Source organism: Edaphobacter dinghuensis, assembly GCF_014640335.1.
Taxonomy (GTDB): domain Bacteria; phylum Acidobacteriota; class Terriglobia; order Terriglobales; family Acidobacteriaceae; genus Edaphobacter; species Edaphobacter dinghuensis.
This window is the reverse complement of sequence record NZ_BMGT01000001.1, coordinates 1,261,082-1,285,298: the sequence shown is the minus strand read 5'-3', so window position 1 is coordinate 1,285,298 and position 24,217 is coordinate 1,261,082. Positions and strand designations below refer to the sequence as shown.

Genomic DNA, 24,217 nt, shown 5'->3' with positions numbered 1-24,217 from the left:
CTTTCATCTTCTGTTCGTCGAGATTACTTCAGAAGGGCCAAGCCCACGGCAACCAACGATATCAGAAACGCCAGAATGGCCAGCACGAGCGGTTGTTTACTGGATTGGGGAGCTGGAATAGCTTCTGCCTCGGAGGGCCTTACTGCAATAGGTAGCGATACCTGCTGCACCGGCGGTTTCGATTCGAAGACAACAACTGCCAACGCATAGTCTTTCGTATGGCTCAAACTCACGGAACAAGGAATCTGATCCTCACCCGATTTGAAAGTCGGCACCCCGTCAGATGTATGAGCAATCTCCGTCTGTTGCCAGTCCACGCCAAGCCAGCGGCCATCTGCCTTTCTTAGAGCTTCTTTCGCACACCAGGTTGCAGCAAAGCTCTCGCGCGGAGCAGGCTGCAACAGCGCATAAGCGATCTCCTGCCGTGTGAAATGTTGCTGATAAAACTCGGCCTCCCAATAATCCGCCACCTCGGGTAGATCGGAAACTGATTGAATATCGACACCGACAGCAACATTCTGTCCTGTAACTTCACGCAAAATAGCCTGCTTGCCATTATTCGTGGGCAAAGAAGAGATGCTGGGACCTCCTACACCTTCGGTGCCTGCGAGCTTGCATAGCTCACCAAAGCTCTGAACGACGTATACGCCGGGATCGGAAAAGTTCAGCCGCGACCGCAACGCAGCATCCAGCCGTGCTCGCCCCAAAGAACTGGCCAGAACACTACCTGCAAAGACGGTCGAGTCCCCAATCTGATCTTCGGAGACCTGCATCAATTCGCTGACAATCGATCGAAGCTTCTCCGTCTCCGGCATTAGAGCCCCACCATGCAGATGTTGCAGAGATATCCGGGCGGAACCGCGGACTGTACCATATAAGACTTTTCATCGGGAAGATCGGCGCTGCCTCGTCCACAACGCGCACAGACGATCGCCTCAGGCTTAAGGGCATCCCTCATGACTGCCTTCTCATAGTGCAGCAGCCGATCCTTCAGGTCATTCAGGAACAAAGCGGCAGTGCGCCCCTCGCTAAGCTGGTGATCAAATCCAAGAGTCAGGGTATAAAAACCGTCCCTGCTGCCTGGGACAAACTGCTCGCCGCCAACTCCGAGAATTGCACTCTGGCCTTCGCTGATCAGCGGAGCAAAGCTGGAGACTCCAATGCCAGAGAGATCGCTGATCGTAAATGTTCCATCGGTGATCTGCACCGGTGTGAGCTTATCTTCCAGATAGTTAAGCACTAGCTCGCGCAGTTCAGCAGTGATCTCACGAAGGCTCTTCCGGTCGCAATCGCGCAGGACGACGACCTTCAGACCGCGGCCATCGTCGACTGCATAGCCAATGTTGACCTGGTCATAGCTCAACATCGTGCCCGAGCTGTGGGTAGCGTTGAAGCTGGGATACTTTCTCAGGAGACGCGCGCACTCATAAACCACCAGCGCGCCCACATTTCCGGCCAACGCCGGATCAGCCTCGAGCGCAGCCCGCAGACCGCGGGTCAGGCAGGTAACCGACACCGAACTCGGAATCGTATTCTTTGCTCCGCCGGCCAGGGATTTCGCCTCGCTCCTCTTCATGCGAGAGAGAGGTACCTCCGTCACAGGAAGCCGAGACAGGTTCTGTGGCTGGCATTCCGTCTCGCCTTCCGAGGATGTCTCTCTTATTCTTACCGGACTAGCCTTCACAGAGGACTTGCCATGCAGGAGCTCAAGAACATCGTCACCACGCACCAGAGAAATTCCAGCAAAGCGCTCCTCAGTGAGGTCATGCGCCTTCATCAACTCGCGCGCCTTATGAGAGACCTGCTGAACATAACCAGTCGAAGCCGTGAAGACCAGAGAATCCTTATGAGATGGGCGCACCTTCTCTGCTCGCGCTTGAGCCGCAACTGTAGTCTCCGCCACAACGGAACTGCTCTTTGCGCTCTGCGGAGGAGGAACCACGGAACTCTTCGGAGGGCTCGTCAGCAATGAACCTGCGGGCAAAGGTTCGGGGAGAATATGCCCGATGGGATCTGAGAGCGGAAGCTCTGCTTTTTCCGCGAAGCTCCAATGAAGATATCCGGAGTGCGATGCTAGCACTTCCACATTGGCCTTACTGGTTTCGATTTCGGCAATCAACGTACCGGCGTCAACCTTCTCGCCGTCTTTTACAAACCAGTGGGCAAGCACCACGACATCGTCGTTGACGTTGTCGCGCTCAAGCAGAATAGGTACTCCCGCATTCATCGATCTGCCCCCAGTACTAATGCTTCACGCACAATTCGCGCAGCATTAGGAAGCACTTCCAGCTCCAGCGGCTTCGCAGAAGGAATGTGCTGCGAATGCGAGTAGACTCTGCGAATACGCACATTGGGATCACGCTCGTAGATCTCCGCAAGCACCTCAGCAGTAAACCCGCAGAAGCCGTGCCCTTCTTCCACCAACAACAGTCTCCCGCTTTGCCGAACGATCGACAGGATCGCTTCTATCTGCAGAGGAAATATCTGAGTTGGGCAAAGAGCTTCTGCGATGATATCGTGCTCTAAAAACAACTGCCCAATCGCCTTCTCCACCTCTGACAACATTCCGCCCATGCACAAGATCACAAGGTCGGACGGTGTCTCTGTATGCAGGTAAGAGATGGGAAAGCGATGACTGCTATGAAACCACTTGTAGCCGTCGATGGCCTCAGAAGATGCCTTCTCGCCATACAGAACCTTGTTTTCGATCACCAGCGTTGGCCGGTCGATGTCTTTCATCAGCGAGCCGTAGATCAGGGCCGGATCGTAACGATTGTGGAGCGCAAGCACCTGCGTCCCCGGAACGCCTAGCAGATGCTTCTCCAACGACTGGCTGTGCGTAGGACCATAGCCGCGCTTACCGCCCATGGGCGTCCGCAGCACCAGCGGCACCGTTACTTGATTGGCGTACATATATTGAAACTTCGCTGCATGGTTAATCCATTGATCTGCGGCCAGCATGACGAAGTCGCCGAACATGATCTCCGTCACCGGATGCATGCCTCGCAGGGCCAGGCCATTGCTCACGCCTGTGATGGCAAGCTCGCTGATAGGCGTGTTCCGTACTCGTCCGGGGAAGATCTGGCTCAAATCCTTGGTGACTTTGAATGCACCACCGTAGGGGCCTTCGATGTCTTCTCCCAGCAATATCACCCGCTCGTCCTGCTCCATCGCAGAGCGCAGACCGGCATAGATTCGATTGACGACGCGATCTTTCTCCTCAATCAGCGTCTCACTCCATGTGGTTGCCGGTTCCGGAAGAGAAGTTTCCAGCTCAGACGAGAGAGGAGACTTCTCTGCCTGCGCTACGGCATCGTCGAGCATTTGCTCCAACTCCGCCGTCAGCGGCTCCATCACCTCGCGATGCGTCTCGCGTGCGCTGTGCAGTACATCCCTCTGCCAATACCCTTCCACCTCATCGCGGCTGCGATCATCGTCGGACTTGGAGTGCGCCATGAGGCGATAGGTGTCGATGCGGAAAAAGAGGGGCTGGCGGGTCTCGCGCACCTGCTCAACCGCTTTGCCGACCGATGCAATCAGCGACGTCGGCTCCCAGGTATTGCCATGCATCGTTGCGATGCCGAAGGCCTGTGGTCGTGCCAGAATATCTCCGCTCAAAGTCTGCTTCTGAGAAGTGCTCTGCGCGTAGAGGTTATTTTCGAGAATAACCAGCAGTGGCAAACCCCACATCGAAGCGATGTTCAGGGTCTCGTACACCGCACCTTCGCCGAGCGTCCCGTCTCCGATAAAGACAACGGTAATTGCATTGCCGTCCTCTATCTTCTGAGCGTAGGCAATGCCTGCCGAGACCGGCATAATGCCACCCTGAATGCCGTTGCTGAAGACATTAGAATCGCAGATATGCTGGCTTCCGCCGCGGCCTGCGCAGATTCCAGCCTCGCGGCCCATGATCTCGGCAAACAGTCCCTCAAAGTTTCCCGTCCGGGCAAGGTAGTGGCCATGGCAGCGATGATTGCTGAAGATGACATCGGCCGGCTGCAAGTGCTCAGCAACAGCAACGCCCGTCCATTCCTGGCCGATGCAGGTGTGCACAGTACCGAAGAGTCGCCCCTCTGAGAACAGCTTCAGAAGACGCTGTTCAAACAAGCGGATTCCCAGCGCTTTCCGGAGGAGTCGGATCTCCGGAATCGTTGAATTTGCCAAGGTTACGGGCTCAGTTGTAGAAGCTAAAGCCATCGCTTAAGACCACCAGAAACACTACACATATACTACATTCCATTCCGCAAAACACTTCCTCAAATTTGGCTTACAGGGTGGCTAAATCGTGGGATTCGCTCACCCGGCAAAAGGCCCTATGCTCCCCTCACAAGATCACATCACAGATAGAGGAAGCAAGCCGATTTCATCTTGATTTCATAGAGATTTAGCATTTTGCTTCGATCTTCCCTCTTGAAGACTACAATCAGCCCTTTGGCATTTGCGCCTTTGCCTGACGATACAATGAGAGAAAAAACAAGATGCAGAGCCCACCGCCAAGTGCAAATCGCTTTATCATCATGAGTTCCATCTAAAACTCTTCCTGCAAAAGGAGGAATCAGCAATAATGTCTTCAAAAATCGCGAGCTATGCTAACGGAAGGATTCCAACGGCCCCTCCCCATGACAAAGATCAGCATTGCCATCCCGGCCTATAACTCCGAACCCTGCCTCCGGGAAACACTGGAAAGCGCACTAGCACAAACATATCCGGCTCACGAAATTGTTGTAGTAGATGATGGGTCCAAGGATCGTACCGAGGACATTGCCCGCTCGTACGGAGATCGCATCCGCTATATCAAGCAGGAGAACACAGGCATAGCCGGAGCTAGAAATAGGGCTATCCAGGAAGCCACCGGCGACTGGATAGCCTTTCTCGACCACGACGATCTCATCCTCCCAGACAAGCTTGAAAAACAGGTGGCACTGATCGAAGCCAATCCAAACCTTGTGGTCGTGTACTCCACCTTCAAATATCTCTACACGGACGGCTCAACCAACAAGGTTCCGGTTTTCCCTGCAAAAGAGCTTTGGCCTGCAATCCGCTACAGGACGCCGATCCTCCCCTCAACATCGATCATCCGCCGATCCGCGATTCAGGAGATCGGAGGCTTCAGCACAGACCCTCGTCTGCGTATGATCGACGATTGGGACATGTGGTTTCGCATGGTTCGCCGCTACTCGTCCGATGCATTTCAGGAGATTCCCGAGAGCCTGACGCTGTATCGCTGGTGGGAGAACAATGCCAGCAAGAGCTTCATCCCCTTAGCAGCGAATGTTCTGGGGCTGCTCGATAGATCGCTATTGAACGATCTCTCAGGGATAACGAAAACGATCTGGAAGCGCAGGATTGAAGCCCGCGTCTATTACCGGCTGGCGCTTTCGATGCGCGAAGCGCAAAACGAGCGCTATTGGGAGTTTGCGGTCGAATCATTTTGCAAATGGCCGATGTGGGGAACCATAGTGCCGTTTGAACGCTATCGCGTCCTCGCTCATATGCTGTTGACGCGGCTACGCAACTTCCGCTTCGACCTACGCTATTGGTGGCCAAAACGTGACTGCCGCAATCTCATAGGCTGACCGATTGCCTAAGAGGAGACTTGTGTCCGAGCAAGCCGGGAGGCCTGCCATCGTCGGAAAACACTTCCCGCCTCGGACCGAAAGACGATCAGGACAACGATCACATAAACCGGCAGAGTGGCAAATACCTGTCCGAAAAAGATCGTTTTTGATGAGGCATGCCAATATTTGTCGGCGATCACGCACACAATGCCGAAGGGAACGGTGCACAGCGTAATCTTTGTCCACCCTTCCCATACATATTTCCGTATCGGAATACCAACCATCTTGCGAACATGCAAAGGCCAGAAGCAAAGATGAAAGAGGGCCATCGAAACCGTGGTGCCCCATGCAACTCCATAGATGCCGACAGTCTTTACCAGGATGATACTCAGCGTAAGGTTAGCGATCGCTTCGCCAATTGCCTGTTTAGCCACAGACTTGTGCTTCTCTGTTCCATACGCGATCTGCCCGGCCGTTGAATTTGCAATCGTAAAGAACTGGCTAACGATTAAAATCTGGAGGATAGTTCCCGATACTTCACTGTACTGGTGTCCCATCCACAAACCGATGAAAGTCTTGCCGCGCACCATCAATACGGCGCAGATCGGCAACACAAGCCCCAGCGCGGCTTGTGTGCCCCGCAAAAGCAGCTTCTGCAGATCATCCGATCTGCCCGATGCATCGAGACCACTTGCAAGCGGGATGAAGGTTGTTCCCATCGCCGAAGCCACCTGGCCTGAATATAGTGCCAGGCTTCCAGCAATGGAATAAAACGTCACCATTCCAACCGATAGAAACGCTCCAACAACTATATTGTCGGAGTAAAACACGATTTGCACGGCGATGATGATCAAGAACGTTGTAAAGCTATACGACCAAATCGCCCGCAGCATAGTCATGTCTGGCCGCGTGAACCTGACCCGGCATACCGGATAGATCTTCGCCGCTGCGCCCCACGTAGCGAGACCTGCCAGAGTGACAATGGTGAACTCCCAATATGCCAGCGCAATCAGGCCTCTCCCACTACGAAGAATCAGGATGACGCCGACCGCCCTGGCAAGCGTCTGCACCATCGTGATGGAGCTCAGAATATCGAACCGATTGATCGCCGAGAGCACGGCGCCGAAGACACCGGACGCAAGCGTAACCGCAACCCCCAAGGCGCAGAGAAGAACCGTGATCTGGCCTGCCCGTTGCATGTCGTGAGGAAGCTTGAACAGGTGCGGGAACACCAGCGCGAGGACGACGCTCAACACGGCAACGCCACCCGAGATCAGCAGCCTAAACCACAACGCGGCACCAATGGCGCTTCGCGCCTCATCGGTTTTGCCCTGAGTGTCTGCCTTGGATACGTACCGGATAATGGCGCTGCGTAAACCTAAATCCAAAAGCCCCAGATACGCTACGGTCGAAACCGCAAGTATCCAGACTCCATATGCGACTTCACCAAGACTATTGACGACAAACGGCGTCAGAAAAAAAGGCACGACCATGCTTACTGCCATAGCGGCCCAATTCATCATTACATTGAGTGCAAATCGTTTAGTGCTGGGCATGATATTCAGTGCACGAAACAACGATACTAACAGTGTTGTTCCTCAGATGCCCGCATATCGGCATCCGGCATTTTGCTCCCTGGTTAATTTCTGGGCCAAACACGACTCCTTCTGATACAGCGCATCAAGTATCATCAAGATGCGGCTCTCGTCTGGAACGGGCCTGGAATCGTGGCAAGTCAAAAGAGGAATCCTTGACTCCGGCAACCATTGGCGATCATCAAACGGCGAAGAGCCTTCATGAAACGAGCGTACGCCAGATTCACCGCTTTCACCGTTTCGATTCTGCAACTTACGGTCTATTGATCCGCTCCCGCTCCCTCATCATAATGCTTTACCTAGAGGGACAATGAAGCTTCTTTTCTGGCTCTGCTTCGCGGCCACGGTCTACACCTATGTGGGATACGCAATCTTTCTCTGGCTTTACGCCAGGTTGCGCCCGATGCCATTTTTAATGGCACCCATTGAGCCCAGCGTTTCCATCATCATCGCGGCACGCAACGAAGAGGCCAACCTGCCCGCTAAACTCGAGAACCTGAATCGCCTCGATTACCCGAAAGACCGTCTTCAGATCGTTATTGCCTCCGATGGATCGACCGATGGAACCGCTGACATTCTGCTCGCGCAGCCGTCCCAGGTTGTGGCCGTCATCTTGCCCCAATCAAATGGAAAGGCCGTCGCCCTGAATGAAGCAGTCAGACATGCCAGCGGCGAGATCCTGGTCTTTCTGGACGCACGGCAGAGCATCGAACACGATACCGTCTCTCATCTGGTCTCCTGCTTCGCCGATCCGGCAATAGGCGCGGCGAGCGGTGAGCTATTGCTCGATGCCGCGCTGGGTGCAAATACGGGCGATGCACTGGGGATCTACTGGAAGATTGAAAAGGTCGTGCGCAGGCTCGAGTCCGCTTCGGGCTCCGTCGTCGGAGTGACCGGGGCAATCTATGCGATGCGCCGCGAACTCTATGCAGAGATCCCCGCCGGAACCCTGCTCGATGATGTCTTCGTCCCGATGAATGTAGCCCGACTGGGCAGACGTGTCGTCTTTCAACCGCTGGCCATCGCTCGCGACCGCCTCTTCAGCGCAAAAGGCAAGGAGTTTTCACGAAAAGTCCGCACGCTTACCGGCAACTACCAACTGTTACGGCTCGCCCCGTGGCTGCTCTCCCCGGCAAATCCCCTGCTCTTCCGCCTGATCAGCCATAAACTTCTGCGTCTTTTGGTTCCCTTATTCCTAATTGGCATGCTGGCCACTTCGGCACTGACTACCGGGTTCTTCTATAAAGCAATCTTCTGGCTTCAGGTTGCGTTCTATTTGCTCGCCATCTTTGGAATGGCGAGTCCATCTTTCAGGAGGTTCAAGCCTGCCTCTATCTCCAGTACCTTTGTCATGCTCAATGCGGCTGCGGCGATGGCGTTCTACAATTTCATAGTGGGCAAAAATAAGGTATGGACCCGATAGCCGCCATTCCGTTCACCGTGCTGCTTCACCGGCTACGCTCCAGGGAGACTGTGTCTTGGGATTAGGACTCGTACATTACATTCCAATGATCGCCTACCTCGGCTTCTGGGTTGCGACTCTGCTGTCGCTAGGGGGACGCCCCCTGTGGGGCTTGTACTACCTCTTACCCTTCCTGCCCTACCGTACCCTGCGCGACCACTTCCTCGACTATCCACTGGGTGCCAATGTTACGACCATCCTGGTTCTGGCCATCGTTTTAGGCGCCCTGATCCATGGCAAAAAGCTTCCAAAATCGAAACTCTATATCACTTGGCTCGTCTTCGCCGTCTACACCTATCTGTCGATGTGGCTCGGAACAGCCCTTGGCCACGCCAACGCGCCCCTATGGATTCACGATGCCAACTTCGCGACATGGAAAGATTACATGCTGCTGCCGCTGGTCTTTGTGGCGGCAGGTTTAGTCGTCGAAGACCGTAAAGCCGTACGAACGGTGATTCTGATCACCGGCATCTCTTTGCTCTTTATCGATCGAAGCGCATTGATGGACAGCATGTCCCGGTCCTGGGGCACATTTGACGAGAACAAGCGTGACGGAGGCCCACTTGGCTTTGCCGGCTCCAATGGTCTGGCGGCATTTCTAGCTCAGTTTTCGATGTTTTTCTGGGGATTCGGTCAATTTCTCAAACGGAAAAAAGCTAAACTGCTGTGCTACGCCCTGGTCGCGACCACGATATTCGCGACAATGTATACCTTTTCGCGCGCCTCTTATATCGCCATCGTTGTGGGCACCCTGCTGCTTGGAATATTCAAGGATCGCAAGATGATCATCGTCGTTGTTGCCTTCCTGTTCACATGGCAGGCCATCGTGCCCGTAGCTGTCACAGAGCGCGTGATGATGACCACAAACGCCAACGGCCAACTGGAGGCATCGGCACAAGAGCGCGTCGATCTCTGGGAGAATGCGAAGAAAACCTTCTATAGCGAACCGATCTTTGGAACCGGCTTTGCCACCTTCCAATACGGCGATCATACTGACAACCTGAAAGATACCCACAACTGGTATGTGAAGGTCCTGATCGAGACCGGGATTATCGGCGGCATCATCGCCGTAATCCTTCTCGCCCAAATGGTTGCGCTGGGATACCGCCTCTTCAGAAATGCCAAGGATCCGCTCTATCAGGGGCTGGGGTTCGCCCTGTTTCTCACCATGTGCGCCAGCATTATCCTCAACTGTTTCGGAGATCGATGGATGTATCTGGAGATCAATGGGCTCCTGTGGGCGCTCATGGGAGCCGCAACGTCCGCAGTCTATCTCACCGAGCCGGAGGTCGTTACGGAACCTGTCGCTCGGGACGAGGCTGTCTCCGTCAACCCATATATGGCCTATCGCTAACGTAAAAAAGCCAAATCTTCTTTTCTGCAACCGGGTTCTTTATAAACATCATGATTACTTCTCTGCAGCGGACACCAAAGCTACACCGAAGCCAAGACGCCGATCTGCCCCACGTCCTCTTTGTCATCGATCAGTTCTCCAAAAATCTTGGCGGCGGCGAGCGAATCGCCCTCAAACTGGCCGCCCGGCTTCCGCAGTATGGATACCGGGCCTCAATCCTGACGTTTTCTGCCGATCCGGCTGATCCTGTCTTTGAATCCGCCCCTTGCCCGGTTTACCTTCTCCCGTTGCAGCGTACCTATGATCGGGCTGCACTGGCTGGCGCCATTGAGCTTCGCCAGTTTCTGAAGCAGCAGAAGATCCAGATCGTCCAGACCTTCTTTGAGAGCTCCGATATCTGGGCAGGATCTGTGACCAAGCTCTTCTCCAATGCGAAGCTGATCTGGAGCCGCCGGGACATGGGGATTCTCCGGACCCGCAAGCATGAGATCGCCTATCGCCTGCTGGCCGATCTCCCCGATGCAGTCTTTGCAGTCTCCGATCTCGTCCGTCAACATTGCATCGAAGAAGACCACATCGATCCGGATCGCGTCGAGACCATCTACAACGGCCTTGACCTCGACAACTGGGGTGCCTCCTCGCAATCCACACCTCAGCGCGACAAAATTCTTGTCACGACCATCGGCAACATCCGTCACGTTAAAGGCCACGATGTCTTCGTCAAAGCTGCAGCCGTTATTGCTCCGCACTTTCCCAATGTCTACTTCAGCATCGCAGGCGGCGTGCTGGAGCCGTCTTACTTTGAGGAGCTGCAAGCCCTCGTCCGCGATCTGAATCTTGAGGAGCGCTTCCACTTTACAGGCGCAATCACCAACCTTGAGCAGCATCTCTCAGCCGCCGATATCTTTGTCCTTCCCTCTCGAAGCGAGGGCTTCTCGAACGCTATCGTCGAGGCGATGGCCACCTCTCTTCCCGTCGTCGCGACCAACGTCGGCGGCAATGCCGAAGCCGTTCAGAACGACGTCAGCGGCCTCATTGTTCCAGCTGAAGATTCCGACGCTCTTGCCGCAGCCATCATCCGTCTGCTCGCCGATCCGGCCATGGCAAAGGCGATGGGCATAGCCGGCAAACAAAGGGTTGCAGAGAGGTTCACGACAGAGGCTATGCTTCTGCAAACAACTGCGACCTACAGAAAGCTACTCACCGAATAGCTCCCTTGCCGCAAAAATAAAGGGCGGGAGAGTATGAACTCCCCCGCCTTTCCGGCTTAAATCTAACTTCTAGCAGCGAACAACCTTGGGAGAACTAATCCCCTTGGTGGCATTGCGCGAATCCACAACAAGCTGCGATTGGCTGACGATCTCCTCATAGTTATAGTCGGAGTGGTCCGTCACAATCAGCACACAATCATACTGCCCCAGATTGTCCAGCGGCGTGCAGGTCATATCGAGGTTGTAGTGCCGTCCGCGTCCCACGGTCGGGAAGTACGGATCGTTGTATAGCACCTCAGCTCCCTCTTCGCGCAGCAGCTCAATGATCGTCAGCGACGGAGACTCGCGCAGATCGTCGATGTTCTTCTTGTAGGCCATGCCCAGCATCAGAATCCTGGCACCGTTGACAGCCTTCTTGTGCTGATTCAGAGCCTTGCCGACTGCATTGACCACATGCGCCGGCATCGCCTCGTTGACCTCCCCGGCCAACTCGATGAACCGCGTGTTGAAGTCATACTCCTTGGCCTTCCAGCTCAAATAGAACGGATCAATCGGAATGCAGTGACCACCAAGGCCGGGGCCCGGATAGAAGGGATGAAAGCCGAATGGCTTGGTCGCCGCGGCATCAATCACTTCCCATATATCGACGCCCATCTTCAGCGAAAGCTGCTTCAACTCATTCACCAGCGCAATATTCACGCAACGGTAGATGTTCTCCAACAGCTTGGTCATCTCGGCCACACGGGTCGACGAGACCTGCACCGCGCGGGTAAAGATTCCCTCGTACAAAGTCGCAGCCAGCGTCGTGGCAATCACTTCATGGCCGCCGACCACCTTGGGAATATCGCGTCGCGCCACCGTATCGTTGCCCGGGTCTTCGCGCTCCGGCGAGAAGGCCACATAGAAGACACCATGCTCGGCAGCCGCCCCTGCACTCTGTACCTTCAGCCCCTTGGTATTGCCCGCCTCAAGCACAGGAATCATCAGCTCTTCCGTCGTTCCCGGATAGGTCGTGCTTTCAAGCACAACGAGCTGGCCTTCGCGAACCCATGGAGCAGCAGCCTTGGCCGTATTCTCGACGTAGCTTAGATCGGGCTCGCGATGCTCTGTCAGCGGCGTGGGAACGCACATGATGATGGCGTCCATATCCGACAGATTGGAAAAATCAGCAGTAGCGGTAAATCCATGCGCACGCGCGCTCTGGATCTCGCTGGCTGGGATGCGGAAGATATATGAGCGACCGGCCTCAAGGTCCGTCACCTTCTTTTCGTCGATGTCGAAGCCCGTTACTCTAAAACCGGCCTCGGCAAGCAGCAGCGAAAGTGGCAATCCAACATAACCGAGTCCAATGACTCCAATTCTGGCAGTGCGACTCTTTAGGCGATCAAAGCGTTCCTGGGCAATTTGAGGAAGAACAACGGGGCTCTTGGTCAACATATACTGAATTATCGCATTCGCCCCGTGAAACCGGCAGCTTTCCTTTCGTTATAAACCGTTCTTTGATTTCCCCTGAATGCGGGCCATCTTTCATCATTCCTTTATCAAAACTCGCTATGCAACTGGTAGGCATGAGATTGCAGCGTCGATCATGAAAATGTCAGATAATGGGTCATCCAGTTTGATACGTCACACAGCATGAAGACACTGCTTATCTTCGCACCGCACCAACAGCACAAAAGTTGCATGGACGCTTCCAAAACGATATTGACAAACTGATTGTTCCTGACCGCACCGATAGATTTGCGAATCTCTCTGCTCGATAAACTTTGATGACACCCAGGGATGCTCCTGGTGGAGGATAGATGGCTCGTTATTTGATTACAGGAATTGCCGGTTTTATTGGTTCAACCTTGGCCCATGCATTGGTCGAGCAGGGACACGAGGTTCACGGCATCGACAACCTTTCGACAGGGAATCTTGAGAATCTGGCCGACATCCGGCAGCAGATCAATTTTCAGGAGATGGACCTGCAGGATGTCGCCGGAGTAAAGTCCGCCTGCGAAGGCGTTGATTTCATCCTCCATCAGGGCGCGCTCGCCTCGGTTCCCCGCTCGGTCAAAGATCCGGTCACATCGCACGAATCCAACATCAACGGCACCCTGAACCTTCTGGTCGCCGCCAAGGACGCGGGTGTGCGCCGCATCGTCTATGCCGCTTCGTCTTCAGCCTATGGCGACCAGCCCACGCAGCCCAAGCAGGAAGATATGCTGCCTCGGCCTCTGTCTCCATACGCCGTCCAGAAGCTCACCTGCGAGTACTACATCCAGTCTTTCTATCGCGCCTATGGGCTCGAAGGGGTCTGCCTCCGCTACTTCAATATCTTTGGGCCGCGGCAGGCGGCAGACTCACCCTACTCAGGCGTCATCGCGCAGTTCACCTACAAGATGATGGCCGGGCAGACCCCGACCATCTTCGGCGACGGGCTTACCAGCCGCGACTTCAACTACGTCGATAATGCCGTCAGCGCCAATCTGCTGGCTTGCACCGCGCCGAGCGAAGTCGCCACCGGACGGGTCTTCAATATCGGCACCGGCAAGAGCCATAACCTCAACGAGGTCTATGCCACCATCGCAGAACACCTCGGCTTCACCGCAAAACCTATCTACGGCCCTACACGCGAAGGCGACATTCAGCACTCACTGGCAGACATCAGCCGGGCGACCGCCGAGCTGGGCTATAGCCCCAAGGCCCACTTTCACGAGGGCCTGAAGAAGACGGTGGCGTGGTATCTCGAAGAAAAACAAAAGAACGAGGCCGCCGCTCTCAAAGCCTAAAGCCACCTTCGTCTTAATCAATTCTCCGACAAAGAAAATAGCCGCCAGAAAAATCTGGCGGCTATAACCTTTGCTTCTGACCCCATAGAAGATCGCTCCCGGCAATCTCCTCTAAAGCCAGGGCGCAAAGTTACGAGCGCATCTTGCGCATCAAGGCTCCGGCGCTACCAATCAGCCCTGTTCCCAAGAGAATCAAGGAGCTGGGTTCCGGAACAGTCGAAACCGATCCGCTGAAATCCAGACCGTAATCAGCATCGTTGGCCTGGGTTACCTGGAAGGTCAGCGTATTGACGCCGCTGATGAAGTCTCCCGAGTTCAAATCGATCAGGGTTGCCGTGCCAATGCAGGTCGGAACACCATTCGAGCAGTGAGGATAGCTTGTTCCCGTCGGCACATTCAATTGGTGCCCATTCAGAAACACTGTAACCGTGTCGTCCGCAAGCACGGTCAGATAACCGCTTGCATCGCCAGGAGTCGCAGTGGTCCCGATGTCAAATGTGCTGGTAAAGAAGTAGTTTCCGTTTGGGGTATTGACGAACGGGCTGGACGACGGCCCCGTCTGGGCATAGGAAACCCAACTGGAGTGCGCCTGTGCGACATCCCAAACCGAGCCATCCGAAGCCAGGTTCACTGTACCCGTGCTTGCCAGACCAAAGTTTGTAAACCCGTTGTTGTAAGCAAAACCGGGAACGGTAGTAGACCCTGCAAGGGCGCTGTTTCCATTTCCCATGTTAGAAGTGCCTGTTCCATAGCTTCCCAATTGAATGGTGTCAGCCGACGCGAAGGCGGTAGTAAGCACGAGTACCGCCCCCAGAGCAGAAAGTTTCGAGAAAAGCCTCATATAGTTCTCCTAGTTCCGCAAGGTGCGGGGTACGATCAAGGATTACCGCGATAACGTCTCTTCGAGATCTCCTGCCGTCCTTCTGCTTCGTCGATCTTTTGGATCTAGTGCAGGATTTCTTGACATTCTCGATTGCATCTGAAACACCAAAGTAAAATCCATACAGATCAACCAGATAGCTTTTCCTGCCCAAAATGAACTGCAAGAAGTTGCACAGCAAGTGACGATAAAAGTTACATCTCATCGCTCTCGGCGACACTTATGGAGATATCTACCCACTTTTGGCTCTTTCGTCCGCTCCATACGCCATCCGCCGATTACGCATCTCACTTCAAAATGGAGTCAGACCCTCGAAGTATTCATGCAGGATTATCAGAGCTATCTATTTATTAAAGGATCAGGCCATCAGAAGATGTCAGCACACCATGCGGAAAGAACCTCGACCAGCTCCCCCCGCATCCACCCCTTGGGTTTGCTTCTCCTTATTTTTCTAGCTACATGCCCCTTGGCCTTCGCGTTCAGCCCTCTGCTCAATGGCTCGGCCCTCGATCAGGGCTACTTCGACATGTACAACCTCGACTTCCCGGCCGCTCATCAGCAGTTTCAGCAGTGGATGTCGACCCACCCTCAAGACCCAATGGGGCCCGCCTCGGACGCCGCGGCGTGGCTCTTCGGCGAGTTTGATCGCCTTCATGTCATCGACGTTCAGCTCTTCGCCGACCAGAGTCGTTTCGACAACCGGCAGCGCCTCACTCCCGATCCTACGGTTCGCAAGTCGTTCGACGACCGAGCCGACCAGGCTGACCGGCTCGCCGACGCGGCCCTCCAGCGCAACCCCAAGGACACCAACGCGCTCTACGTCAAAACTGTCATCTGCGGGATGAGGTCCGATTACGCCCTCATGATCGACAAGCGCGATATTGCAGCTCTGAATCTAAGCAAGCAGGCCAGCGCCTTCTCCCGGCAGGCCCTTGCAATTAACCCAACGCTCTACGACGCCTATCTCGCCACCGGGGTTGAAAACTATATGCTTAGCCTCAAATCGGCCCCTGTCCGCTGGATTCTCAACCTGACCGGTGCCAACACGGACCGCGAAGAGGGCATCCGGCTGCTTCGCCTCACCGCCGCAAAGGGCCACTACCTTGCGCCCTTCGCCCGCATGATGCTCGCCGTCGCCGCTCTGCGCGACAACCGGCCGCAAGAGGCCAAGGACATCCTAGGCGCTCTCTCCAAAGAGTTCCCTCAGAACACCCTCTATCGGCGCGAACTGACAAGAATCCCCTGATTTTTCTCTCACTCCTCCGAATACGCGACCAAAATACACGTCTGCGTGTAGGCTGAAGGAACTATTTGCAATCGGCCATCGTCAGCATAGCAACTCACAGTTCAGTTATAGACAACAATAAAAAGGTCCCTATCAGCATGCGTATCTCGTCAGTTGGAACGGCCTACCCTTCTTATCGCTACTCCCAGGCAACGATTACGGAAGCACTCAGAAACCGCTGGCAGGACCGCCTCGAAGAGCCCCGTCTGCTCAACCGTCTGCACGCCAACTGCGGCGTCGACTTCCGCAACCTCGTCTTTCCGCTCGAGGTCTACGAGAACCTCTCCGGTTTCGGTCCAACCAACGACGCCTGGATCAAAGCCGCTGTCGAGTTGGGTCAGCAGGCGATCACTAAGGCGCTCGACCGCGTCGGTCTTACCCCAGCGGATATCTCCGCCATCTTCTTTGCCTCGGTTACCGGCATCGCCAGTCCTACCATCGATGCTCGCCTCATTAACCTGATGCCCTTCCCCACCAGCGTGAAGCGCACCCCCATCTTCGGCCTCGGCTGCGTCGCTGGAGCGGCCGGAATCTCCCGCGCCTCGGACTACGTTCGCGCCTTCCCCGACCAGTACGCCCTGCTCCTCTCGGTCGAGCTATGCTCTCTCACCTGGCAGGACAACGACCAGTCGATCGCCAACCTCATCTCCACCGGTCTCTTCGGAGATGGCTCAGCCGCCGTCGTCATCTCAGGCTCCGAGACCCCCCTCGCCAAAGAAGGATGCGGCCCGCGCGTTCTCGACACCCGCTCGACCTTCTACCGCAACACCGAATACATCATGGGCTGGGACATCGGTGACCTCGGCTTCAAGATTGTCCTTTCCCCGGACGTTCCCAAGGTCGTCAACGAGCACCTTCGCGGCAACGTCGAGAGCTTCCTCGCCGACAACAACCTCACCCTCGACGATATCTCCAGCTACATCTTCCATAGCGGCGGCCCCAAGGTTCTCGAGGCGATGGAGACCTCGCTGAACCTTCCCCCCAACGCTCTCGAGCCTTCGTGGAGAAGCCTCCGCGAGGTGGGCAACCTCTCCGCGGCGTCTGTGCTTGCCGTCATGGAAGACTACCTGCTCAACACTCCCGGAGCTCCCGGCACCTATAGCATCCTTGCTGCCATGGGACCGGCGTTCTGCTCCGAACTCGTCCTGCTGCAGTGGTAGTTGCACTAACGGTCATGGCGATTCGGCGCAGGGAACACTGAGGCGAGCAGTCTTTCTGCTGTTTCCGCTAAATATCTTTTGCTGCCGTTTTAACTAAAAATAATGTTGCCTGTTCTTGCGCTCCCGGCCTTTTCCTCTGCACCGGGACGCAAGCTGCCTTTACACTGACACAGGCATCCCTGTAAGTTGAGCTAGCACCAAGAGGAAGCTGGGTAGGACTATGGACGACATCACACAGCGCTGCATTGAGATCATCGCAAAGTCGAAGAGCATTCCCGCGGACTCAATCACCTTGGACAGCACCTTCGACTCACTCAATATCGACTCTCTCGACAAGATCAACATCTCTTTCGAGGTCGAAGAAGCCTTTTCCATCGAAATTCCCGACGAAGCACTTGGTACCATTAAGACAGTCGGCGACATGGTGCGCGGCGTCAGCGAACTCCGCGCCAGCCATCCCCCAGCGACCGTCACCACACCCTAGCCGCGGCTACCGCGAGGAAGAGATCAAGTGAATCGCGTTGTAGTTACCGGCCTCGGCTGTGTTACCCCCATCGGCAACACCCTCGAAGACTTCCGCACCTCTCTGTTCTCCGGCAAAACCGGCATCGCCCCCTTCCCGGACTTCCCCGAAGCCCCCGGTGAGACTCAGGGTCTTCGCTTCACCCAGTCGGGCCGCGTCAAGGACTTTGACCCGCGCCAACACCTCGAATCGGGTGTCGTCGTCTCCACCGACCGCACTACCCAGTTCGCCATCGTCGCCGCCCGTCAGGCCGCGCAGCACAGCAACCTTCTCCAGCACCATGCTCCGGATAACGTCGCCATTATCGTAGGCTGCGCCTGCGGAGGTCGTCAGGCCGAGGAGACCGAGACCGCTAAGCTCTACACCCGCGATGCCCGCGTGCATCCGCTGACCGTCACCCGCACCATGGCCTCCGCAGGAGCCAGCCATATCTCCATCGACCTCGGTATCACCGGGCCAGTCCTCAATATCTCCACCGCCTGCTCCTCCGGAACCCACGCCATCGGCCTCGCCTTCCAGATGGTCCGGGCGGGCATCGTCTCCGCAGCCATTACAGGAGGGCACGAGGCTCCACTGACCTTTGGATTTCTACGCGCCTGGGACTCCATGCGGGTCGTCTCCCCCACCCAGTGCCGCCCCTTCTCCGCCGACCGCGACGGCATGACGCTGGGCGAAGGCAGCGCGATGCTGGTGATCGAATCGCTCGAGTCGGCGCAGGCGCGCAATGCCCCCATCTACGCCGAGATCGTCGGCTTCGGCAGCTCCGCCGACGCCCACCACATCACCCAGCCAGCTCCCGAAGGCGCAGCCGCAGCGATGCGAAAGGCTTTGAGCGACGCTAACGCCTCACCCGATCAGGTTGACTATATTAACGCTCACGGCACCGGAACTCAGGCCAACGATGCCACCGAGGCAGCCGCCATCCAGCAACTCTTCGGCGACCGCGTACCCAAGATCCCGGTCAGTTCCACCAAGGCGCTCCATGGCCACTCCATCGGAGCCACAGGCGCCCTTGAAGCCTTGGCGACGATTCTCTCGCTTCATCACGGCCAGCTTCCCGCGAATGTGGGTGTTACCCAGATTGACCCGGCGATCAATCTCGACGTCATCCTAAATGCTTCCCGCGAAACCACCGCCGAGCTGGCTCTCTCCAACTCGCTGGCATTCGGCGGCCTCAACGCTGTGCTCGCCATCCGCCGGGCTGATCGTCATCAGGGCCAGCGATGAAGCGCAGCCGATATTGGGTGCGTCGCATTAATCGACACCTGATACTGGCAGTCTTCGCAACCGCCGCTACGGCGCTGATCTACCTCGCTACCGCTCCACCAGACCTGCGCCATCGCCTCAGTATGGCGACAGCGTACAGTAGCCTGCTCTTCCTTTGCGCCACCCTGCTGCTTGGCCCATGGAACATCTTTCGCTGCCGCCCCAATCCCGTCAGCTTCGATCTCCGCCGCGATATCGGCATCTGGGCTGGCCTGCTTGCCCTGCTGCACACTGGCATTGGGCTAACCGTCCATCTGCGCGGCCGCATGTGGATGTACTTCCTCAAGCAGCGTCACCCGTTAAAATTCCAGACGGGTCTCTTCGGTTCAGCCAACGATGTCGGCCTGCTCTCGGCCCTACTCTTCCTGATGCTCCTCGTAATCTCGAACGATATCTCCCTCCGCACCATGGGGTTACAACGATGGAAGTCGTTTCAGCGATGGACCTATGTCGCAGCCGGTTTAGCCGTCGCTCATGGGGTTCTGTTCCAACTGGTCGAGAAGCGCCACCTACCCTGGGTTATCTTCTTCGCTACGCTGGCGCTCTTTATCCTCGTCGTCCAGATGATTGGAATCCTATATACCCGGAGCGGCCACCGAAGTGAGAGTGAAGCTCCTGAGCAAAAGTCATAATTTAGAGAGCAAAAGCCTCGATACCAGATCCTTCGCTGCCATATTTTCAACTACGGCTGCGACAATGGTTAAAAGCGCTCCTTCAAGGAAACCTCTTTGATTTCGATCCTCATCCTCACTCGCAACGAGCAGCGCGACCTGCCGGACTGCCTCGCTTCTGTCGGCTGGTCCGATGATGTTCACGTCTTCGACTCCTTTTCGACCGACGACACTGTCTCCATTGCCAAGGCTGCCGGAGCCCACGTCCACCAACGCACCTTCGACGACTACGCGACCCACCGCAACGCCGCTTTTGCCACTGTCCCCTTCAAGCATCCCTGGGTTTTTTTGCTCGACGCCGATGAGCGCCCCACCCCGGAGCTCTCCCGCGAGATGCAGCAGATCGTTCTGGCCGCTTCGAACGAAATCTCAGGCTTCCGCCTGCGCCGCCGCGACTTCCTCTTCGGAACCTGGCTCAAACACGCGCAGATCTCGCCCTTTTACATCCGGCTCGTCCGGCCCGAGCACAGTCGATATACCCGCGCGATCAACGAAGTCATCGAGGTGGAAGGCACCATCGCCGACCTCAATTATCCGCTTGATCATTTCCCATTTTCGAAGGGGATCGCCCACTGGCTCAACAAGCACAACCTCTACTCCACGATGGAAGCCGAGCTGATCCACCATCAGCAAGGGCTACAGGATCCATCCTGGAAGACCGCACTCAGTGATCCTGACTTCCACACCCGCCGCCTGCATCAGAAAGCGATCTTTTATCGCCTGCCAGGCCGTCCCATCATTAAATGGCTTTATATGATGTTTGTGCGCAGGGCCATCCTGGACGGTCCTGCCGGTCTCACCTATGCGACCCTACAGTCCATCTACGAATACTTTATCGTTCTGAAAACAAAAGAATTGCAGCGCGGCGGAGCCTAACCGGTTCTCCGCCGTCCCAGTGCAAAGAACAAGCCCTAGAGCAGTTTGATCGAGTCAACCTTCAGCGTGTCGCCGTCGACATCGCCCTTGACGTTGACGCGGAGGTGATCGGCTTCCTTCGATTTCTGCAACTGCCTCATAATCTTGGCATTACCAGCCGCATCGAACTTCAGGAATTGCTTGTCTTCGGTGACAATACCGAAGCCGCTGTCCTTACACTTCAAAGCACATTCACGGGTGTGCGCGTCAGCATTATCGGCGACCTTGCTGGAACAGTTCACATCCACAACCGAGACATTTTTGAACGACTTTGGAGCGGCCAGTGCCGGCGTTGCCAGCAGGCCCGCAGCAAGTAGGGTAACCAGTGCTTTCATGATGTTCTCCATTCGTATTGAATTTTACTCATTCCGCGTTGCAACAAACTCTGGCACTGCAACGATACTCTAGTTCACTGCCTCCTGCCCATAGGTCTCGCGCGCTGCCGAAAGCTGCGAGAGCACAAATGCGCCGACGGCAATCTCGAGGTCGCGAACGGCGATGTCATAGAACATCCCCGTTGTCAGCAGGTTTAACGCAATCGCAACCAGCCACAGCATGACGATGTAGCTGCCGATCTTCGTCCAGCGGCTCAGCACGATCAGGCCGGCAACAATCTCCACCGCACCGACGACATGCATGAAGGTTGGCGTGCTGATGGGAACAATCTTCGTCGCATACGGACTGAGATACATCTCCCAATCCGTCAATTTGTTGAAATATTTATCAATGCCGGAGAGGATAGGCCCCACACCCAGCGCAATCCGCAGTGCCCACCAACTGGCATTGAGGCTCTTATTGAATGTCGTCATCTTTCGACCTCACGCAAAAGACTGCAGGCGGCGGCATCCGGTTACAGAGTTTCTATGGGCAAACCGTAAAGCAGGATGCGAAGGCGCATGATTGTAACCAGCCGTGCCTTACGCACTCTATTAAAAAGAGAACAGCACAGAAATAAGAAGAGCAGCCTATGGAGACAACCGGGATTCTCGAACGCTCGAAGGCGTTGACCGACGATGAGGTGGTAGCCCGCGTTCGCGCAGGAGATCTTGCCCTGTACGAGGTCATCATGCGCCGCTACAACCAACGTCTTTATCGCATCGCCCGGGCCATTCTTCACGATGACGTGGAAGCCGAAGATGTGATGCAGGACGCCTATGTTCGCGCCTATACGCACCTCGATCAGTTTGCAGGCCGCTCTGCATTTTCCACCTGGCTAAGCCGCATCACCGTCCATGAGGCGTTGACCCGTCTTCGCTCGCGCAATCGGCACCCGCAGGTAGATGTCACCGAATATGACGGAGAGATCTCGATGAAGACGCCCAGCAATGCACTCGATCCGGAAAAGAACGCCTCCACCGGCCAGTTGCGAGAGTTTCTGGAGGAGGCCGTTCTGAACCTTCCGGAGAGCTATCGAACCGTCATCATGCTGCGAGATATCGAAGAACTCAGCACGGCCGAGACGGCCCAGGCGCTCGACCTGACCGAGGAAAACGTCAAGATACGTCTGCATCGCGGCCACGGCATGATGCGCAACTGGCTCTTCGAGCGCATTGGACCAGCGGCAAAGGAGGCCTTCCCTTTCATGGGCGCTCGCTGCGATCGCGTCGTGCAGAATGTCTTCGAGCGTCTCATTAAGCTCGCCGATGTTCACCTATAAAGCTACGACTTCGACTCGGAGGGGAGTGCGTTTTTCTCCTCCGGCTTGTGCAGAAGATTAATGACGGACTGATAGAGACGGTTCCTCATCTCAAACCGGTCACCGGCACGCGTCACATAGCGCACCAGGATGTCGATCCCAGATCCGGCCGGACGCATCTCCACCGAGGGGGTGGCGGAGAACAGGCTTAAATTCGACTGTTTGGCCGCTCGCTGCCACTCCCTCTCTGCCTCCTTGCCGCCTTCCCTGGTCTCCTTCAGTACCACATCCTGAATCGCGTCGATCATCTTGAAGGTGTCTTCTCCCGTCGGCACATTCAGGCTGATCTCGTCCCACATCCACTGTCCGGTCGTCGAGAAGTTAAGGAACTGGCCCGAGATTGCGTACTTATTGAGGAAGGTTACTCGACGGCCAGTGGGATGCCCTTGCGCACTCCAGTTGCCTGTCTCCAGCAGCGAGGTGCGGAACAGGCCAATCTCGATGACCTCGCCGGCTACACCGTTAATCTCCACCCAATCGCCCAGACGGATGCCGTTTCTGCCCATCAGCACAAACCAGCCGAAGAAGGCGAGGATGAAGTCCTGAAAGACGACCGTCAACCCGGCCGTGGCCAGTCCAAGGATCGTCGGAGTTTGACTGGGAGGCCCAAAGATGACCAGCAGCACCAGTAATAGCGTGACAAATTGAATTGCGAGATGCGCGATGGTCCTTAGCGTATGCAGACTGCGTTGCTCCATCTTCGAGCGGTCCAGCATCATTCGGACAAATGCGCCCAGCAACGAAGCACACAGCAGCAGAAATGCGATCAATGCGAACGACTGGAAAAGCAGGTGAGTGATGATGCTGTGCTGCAACTGCACCTGTGCCAGCCACTGCTCGTAGACGCCCGAAAGCTGCTGCTGCGTCTGTAGCCTGTCATCCAGAATGGAATGGATCTGCGCGATGGCATGCATCTTTCCCATCTGCGCCACGCGTCCTCTTACAGCGTCAGAATCGGCTGGCGTTCCCGTATCGGTCGACGCAGAACCTACTCCGGCCTCAGCCGCACTGGCCTTCTTCTCGATCTCCGCGTGCTGCGCTGTCAGCGCCACAACATCGGCATCCGCCTCCGCCTTTGCCTGACTGATCAGGTCCATCCGGCTGCGCTGATCGAACCATGATTTCAACCGCGTATACAACGTCCCATGCTGCTTCGCCGAAGCCACCGCCGTCGGCGCAGCGCTATCCATCTGCTCATCGAACTTCTTCATCGACGCTTCCCGCGTCGTTAGTTCCTGCTGAATCGCTCCGCGCTTGTCTCCGCTTACCCTGGCGAGATCGTCCGTGGCATCCGCCAACTCGTCGCTATCCAGCGTCAACTGGGCCTTCGCCACATCCAGTTCGTCCGACTGCACCGTACCATCCGGCCCCTTAGGCAGCTTCGCCGTCGCCGCACTCACGCGGTCCACTGCCGCCTGGTCCTCTTTTACCGTCTCTTTCAGCGCAGTGACCTTCTGCGAGAGAGCCAGCGCATCCCCCTTCAGCACCGGAGGTTCGAGCGCCGCCATCCGCAGCGCCTGAGCAAATGCCTGATCGACTTCATGGTCTGCCAGACGCTCGGCGTTACGGGCAAGCCTCTTCTCTTCCACCGAGACCGCAAGCGGAGCCAGTGCCTGTGCCGTCTGCCAGGGTCGTTGGTCCACAAGCGTCCCAGCTGGCGTTCCGTGCGTTCCCCGCAAAAACGGGAGGTTCGCCATCGCACCCCGGGTCAGGTAGCTCGCTACCAGAAGCACCACTAACGCCGCTGCCGGCACTGCAATCAGAAGTTTCCTCATATCCTTCATCTCTACCAGCCTATATGTTTGATGCCCTCCCACAAAAGTCACACAAATTCATCTGGCACAAAATTGCCCGTCACCATCTACAC

At 56.0% G+C, this 24,217-nt stretch carries 22 protein-coding genes; 12 read left to right on the top strand and 10 right to left on the bottom strand.

What is annotated here, in order from left to right:
- Positions 1 to 23: 23 nt before the first annotated feature.
- The 4 genes from IEW09_RS05005 to IEW09_RS04990 form a co-directional block, all read right to left on the bottom strand.
- On the bottom strand, positions 24 to 815 hold the full coding sequence (locus IEW09_RS05005) for a holo-ACP synthase (RefSeq protein ID WP_188553004.1): 792 nt from the start codon (positions 813 to 815) through the stop codon (positions 24 to 26).
- Positions 815 to 2,227 carry a 2-oxo acid dehydrogenase subunit E2 gene (locus tag IEW09_RS05000; protein ID WP_188553003.1) on the bottom strand — a complete coding sequence of 471 codons (1,413 nt, stop codon included), beginning with the start codon at positions 2,225 to 2,227 and terminating at the stop codon, positions 815 to 817. The genes IEW09_RS05005 and IEW09_RS05000 overlap by 1 nt, the downstream gene beginning before the upstream one ends.
- Positions 2,224 to 4,107 carry a dehydrogenase E1 component subunit alpha/beta gene (locus tag IEW09_RS04995; RefSeq protein WP_229739089.1) on the bottom strand — a complete coding sequence of 628 codons (1,884 nt, stop codon included), beginning with the start codon at positions 4,105 to 4,107 and terminating at the stop codon, positions 2,224 to 2,226. Before IEW09_RS04995 ends, IEW09_RS05000 begins: the two co-directional genes overlap by 4 nt.
- Positions 4,108 to 4,337: 230 nt before the next feature.
- Entirely contained in the window at positions 4,338 to 4,574 is a 237-nt protein-coding gene (locus tag IEW09_RS04990) for a hypothetical protein (RefSeq protein WP_188553001.1), read from the bottom strand.
- 45 nt (positions 4,575 to 4,619) lie between these two features.
- Here IEW09_RS04990 and IEW09_RS04985 point away from each other — a divergent pair, with 45 nt between their 5' ends.
- Positions 4,620 to 5,576: a glycosyltransferase family 2 protein gene (locus tag IEW09_RS04985; protein ID WP_188553000.1), complete on the top strand. Its 957-nt coding sequence runs from the start codon at positions 4,620 to 4,622 to the stop codon at positions 5,574 to 5,576.
- An 8-nt stretch (positions 5,577 to 5,584) separates the two neighbouring features.
- Here the strand turns inward: IEW09_RS04985 and IEW09_RS04980 are convergent, their stop codons facing one another.
- On the bottom strand, positions 5,585 to 7,078 hold the full coding sequence (locus IEW09_RS04980; protein ID WP_373282798.1) for a lipopolysaccharide biosynthesis protein: 1,494 nt from the start codon (positions 7,076 to 7,078) through the stop codon (positions 5,585 to 5,587).
- Positions 7,079 to 7,463: 385 nt separating this feature from the next.
- On the opposite strand from IEW09_RS04980, the gene IEW09_RS04975 reads away from it, so the two are divergent.
- Genes IEW09_RS04975 through IEW09_RS04965 form a run of 3 tightly spaced genes read left to right on the top strand, consistent with a single transcriptional unit; the run spans position 7,464 to position 11,180 of the window.
- Entirely contained in the window at positions 7,464 to 8,576 is a 1,113-nt protein-coding gene (locus tag IEW09_RS04975) for a glycosyltransferase family 2 protein (RefSeq protein WP_188552998.1), read from the top strand.
- A 55-nt stretch (positions 8,577 to 8,631) separates the two neighbouring features.
- Positions 8,632 to 9,969: an O-antigen ligase family protein gene (locus IEW09_RS04970; protein WP_188552997.1), complete on the top strand. Its 1,338-nt coding sequence runs from the start codon at positions 8,632 to 8,634 to the stop codon at positions 9,967 to 9,969.
- A 50-nt stretch (positions 9,970 to 10,019) separates the two neighbouring features.
- Positions 10,020 to 11,180 carry a glycosyltransferase gene (locus IEW09_RS04965; RefSeq protein WP_188552996.1) on the top strand — a complete coding sequence of 387 codons (1,161 nt, stop codon included), beginning with the start codon at positions 10,020 to 10,022 and terminating at the stop codon, positions 11,178 to 11,180.
- A gap of 69 nt (positions 11,181 to 11,249) precedes the next feature.
- On the opposite strand, the gene IEW09_RS04960 is transcribed toward IEW09_RS04965, so the two are convergent.
- Positions 11,250 to 12,617: a nucleotide sugar dehydrogenase gene (locus IEW09_RS04960; protein WP_188552995.1), complete on the bottom strand. Its 1,368-nt coding sequence runs from the start codon at positions 12,615 to 12,617 to the stop codon at positions 11,250 to 11,252.
- Between the two features lie 365 nt (positions 12,618 to 12,982).
- Here IEW09_RS04960 and IEW09_RS04955 point away from each other — a divergent pair, with 365 nt between their 5' ends.
- Positions 12,983 to 13,954 (top strand): SDR family oxidoreductase, encoded by a 972-nt coding sequence (locus IEW09_RS04955; protein ID WP_188552994.1) that lies wholly within the window; start codon positions 12,983 to 12,985, stop codon positions 13,952 to 13,954.
- Between the two features lie 130 nt (positions 13,955 to 14,084).
- On the opposite strand, the gene IEW09_RS04950 is transcribed toward IEW09_RS04955, so the two are convergent.
- Positions 14,085 to 14,795, bottom strand: a complete 711-nt coding sequence (locus IEW09_RS04950; RefSeq protein ID WP_188552993.1) for a PEP-CTERM sorting domain-containing protein — start codon at positions 14,793 to 14,795, stop codon at positions 14,085 to 14,087.
- 505 nt (positions 14,796 to 15,300) lie between these two features.
- Here IEW09_RS04950 and IEW09_RS04945 point away from each other — a divergent pair.
- From IEW09_RS04945 to IEW09_RS04920, 6 genes are all read left to right on the top strand, one after another.
- Positions 15,301 to 16,080, top strand: coding sequence for a hypothetical protein (locus IEW09_RS04945; RefSeq protein WP_229739088.1), 780 nt, complete (start codon positions 15,301 to 15,303; stop codon positions 16,078 to 16,080).
- Positions 16,081 to 16,217: 137 nt separating this feature from the next.
- Entirely contained in the window at positions 16,218 to 17,279 is a 1,062-nt protein-coding gene (locus tag IEW09_RS04940; RefSeq protein WP_188552991.1) for a type III polyketide synthase, read from the top strand.
- 220 nt (positions 17,280 to 17,499) lie between these two features.
- The gene (locus tag IEW09_RS04935) at positions 17,500 to 17,763 is read left to right on the top strand and encodes an acyl carrier protein (protein ID WP_188552990.1); all 264 of its coding nucleotides are present in this window, start codon (positions 17,500 to 17,502) and stop codon (positions 17,761 to 17,763) included.
- Between the two features lie 27 nt (positions 17,764 to 17,790).
- Entirely contained in the window at positions 17,791 to 19,029 is a 1,239-nt protein-coding gene (locus tag IEW09_RS04930) for a beta-ketoacyl-[acyl-carrier-protein] synthase family protein (protein WP_188552989.1), read from the top strand.
- Complete coding sequence (locus tag IEW09_RS04925) at positions 19,026 to 19,700, top strand: ferric reductase-like transmembrane domain-containing protein (protein WP_188552988.1); 675 nt, start codon at positions 19,026 to 19,028, stop codon at positions 19,698 to 19,700. Before IEW09_RS04930 ends, IEW09_RS04925 begins: the two co-directional genes overlap by 4 nt.
- 96 nt (positions 19,701 to 19,796) lie before the next feature.
- A complete protein-coding gene (locus tag IEW09_RS04920; protein WP_188552987.1) occupies positions 19,797 to 20,615 on the top strand; it encodes a glycosyltransferase family 2 protein in 819 nt (272 codons plus the stop codon).
- Positions 20,616 to 20,650: 35 nt separating this feature from the next.
- Here IEW09_RS04920 and IEW09_RS04915 read toward each other — a convergent pair whose 3' ends face one another.
- Positions 20,651 to 20,989 (bottom strand): hypothetical protein, encoded by a 339-nt coding sequence (locus IEW09_RS04915; RefSeq protein WP_188552986.1) that lies wholly within the window; start codon positions 20,987 to 20,989, stop codon positions 20,651 to 20,653.
- A 69-nt stretch (positions 20,990 to 21,058) separates the two neighbouring features.
- The gene (locus tag IEW09_RS04910) at positions 21,059 to 21,463 is read right to left on the bottom strand and encodes a DoxX family membrane protein (RefSeq protein WP_188552985.1); all 405 of its coding nucleotides are present in this window, start codon (positions 21,461 to 21,463) and stop codon (positions 21,059 to 21,061) included.
- A gap of 158 nt (positions 21,464 to 21,621) precedes the next feature.
- Here IEW09_RS04910 and IEW09_RS04905 point away from each other — a divergent pair, with 158 nt between their 5' ends.
- A complete protein-coding gene (locus IEW09_RS04905; RefSeq protein ID WP_188552984.1) occupies positions 21,622 to 22,311 on the top strand; it encodes an RNA polymerase sigma factor in 690 nt (229 codons plus the stop codon).
- A gap of 2 nt (positions 22,312 to 22,313) precedes the next feature.
- Here the strand turns inward: IEW09_RS04905 and IEW09_RS04900 are convergent, their stop codons facing one another.
- Positions 22,314 to 24,125, bottom strand: a complete 1,812-nt coding sequence (locus IEW09_RS04900) for a mechanosensitive ion channel family protein (RefSeq protein ID WP_229739087.1) — start codon at positions 24,123 to 24,125, stop codon at positions 22,314 to 22,316.
- Between the last annotated feature and the right edge of the window lie 92 nt (positions 24,126 to 24,217).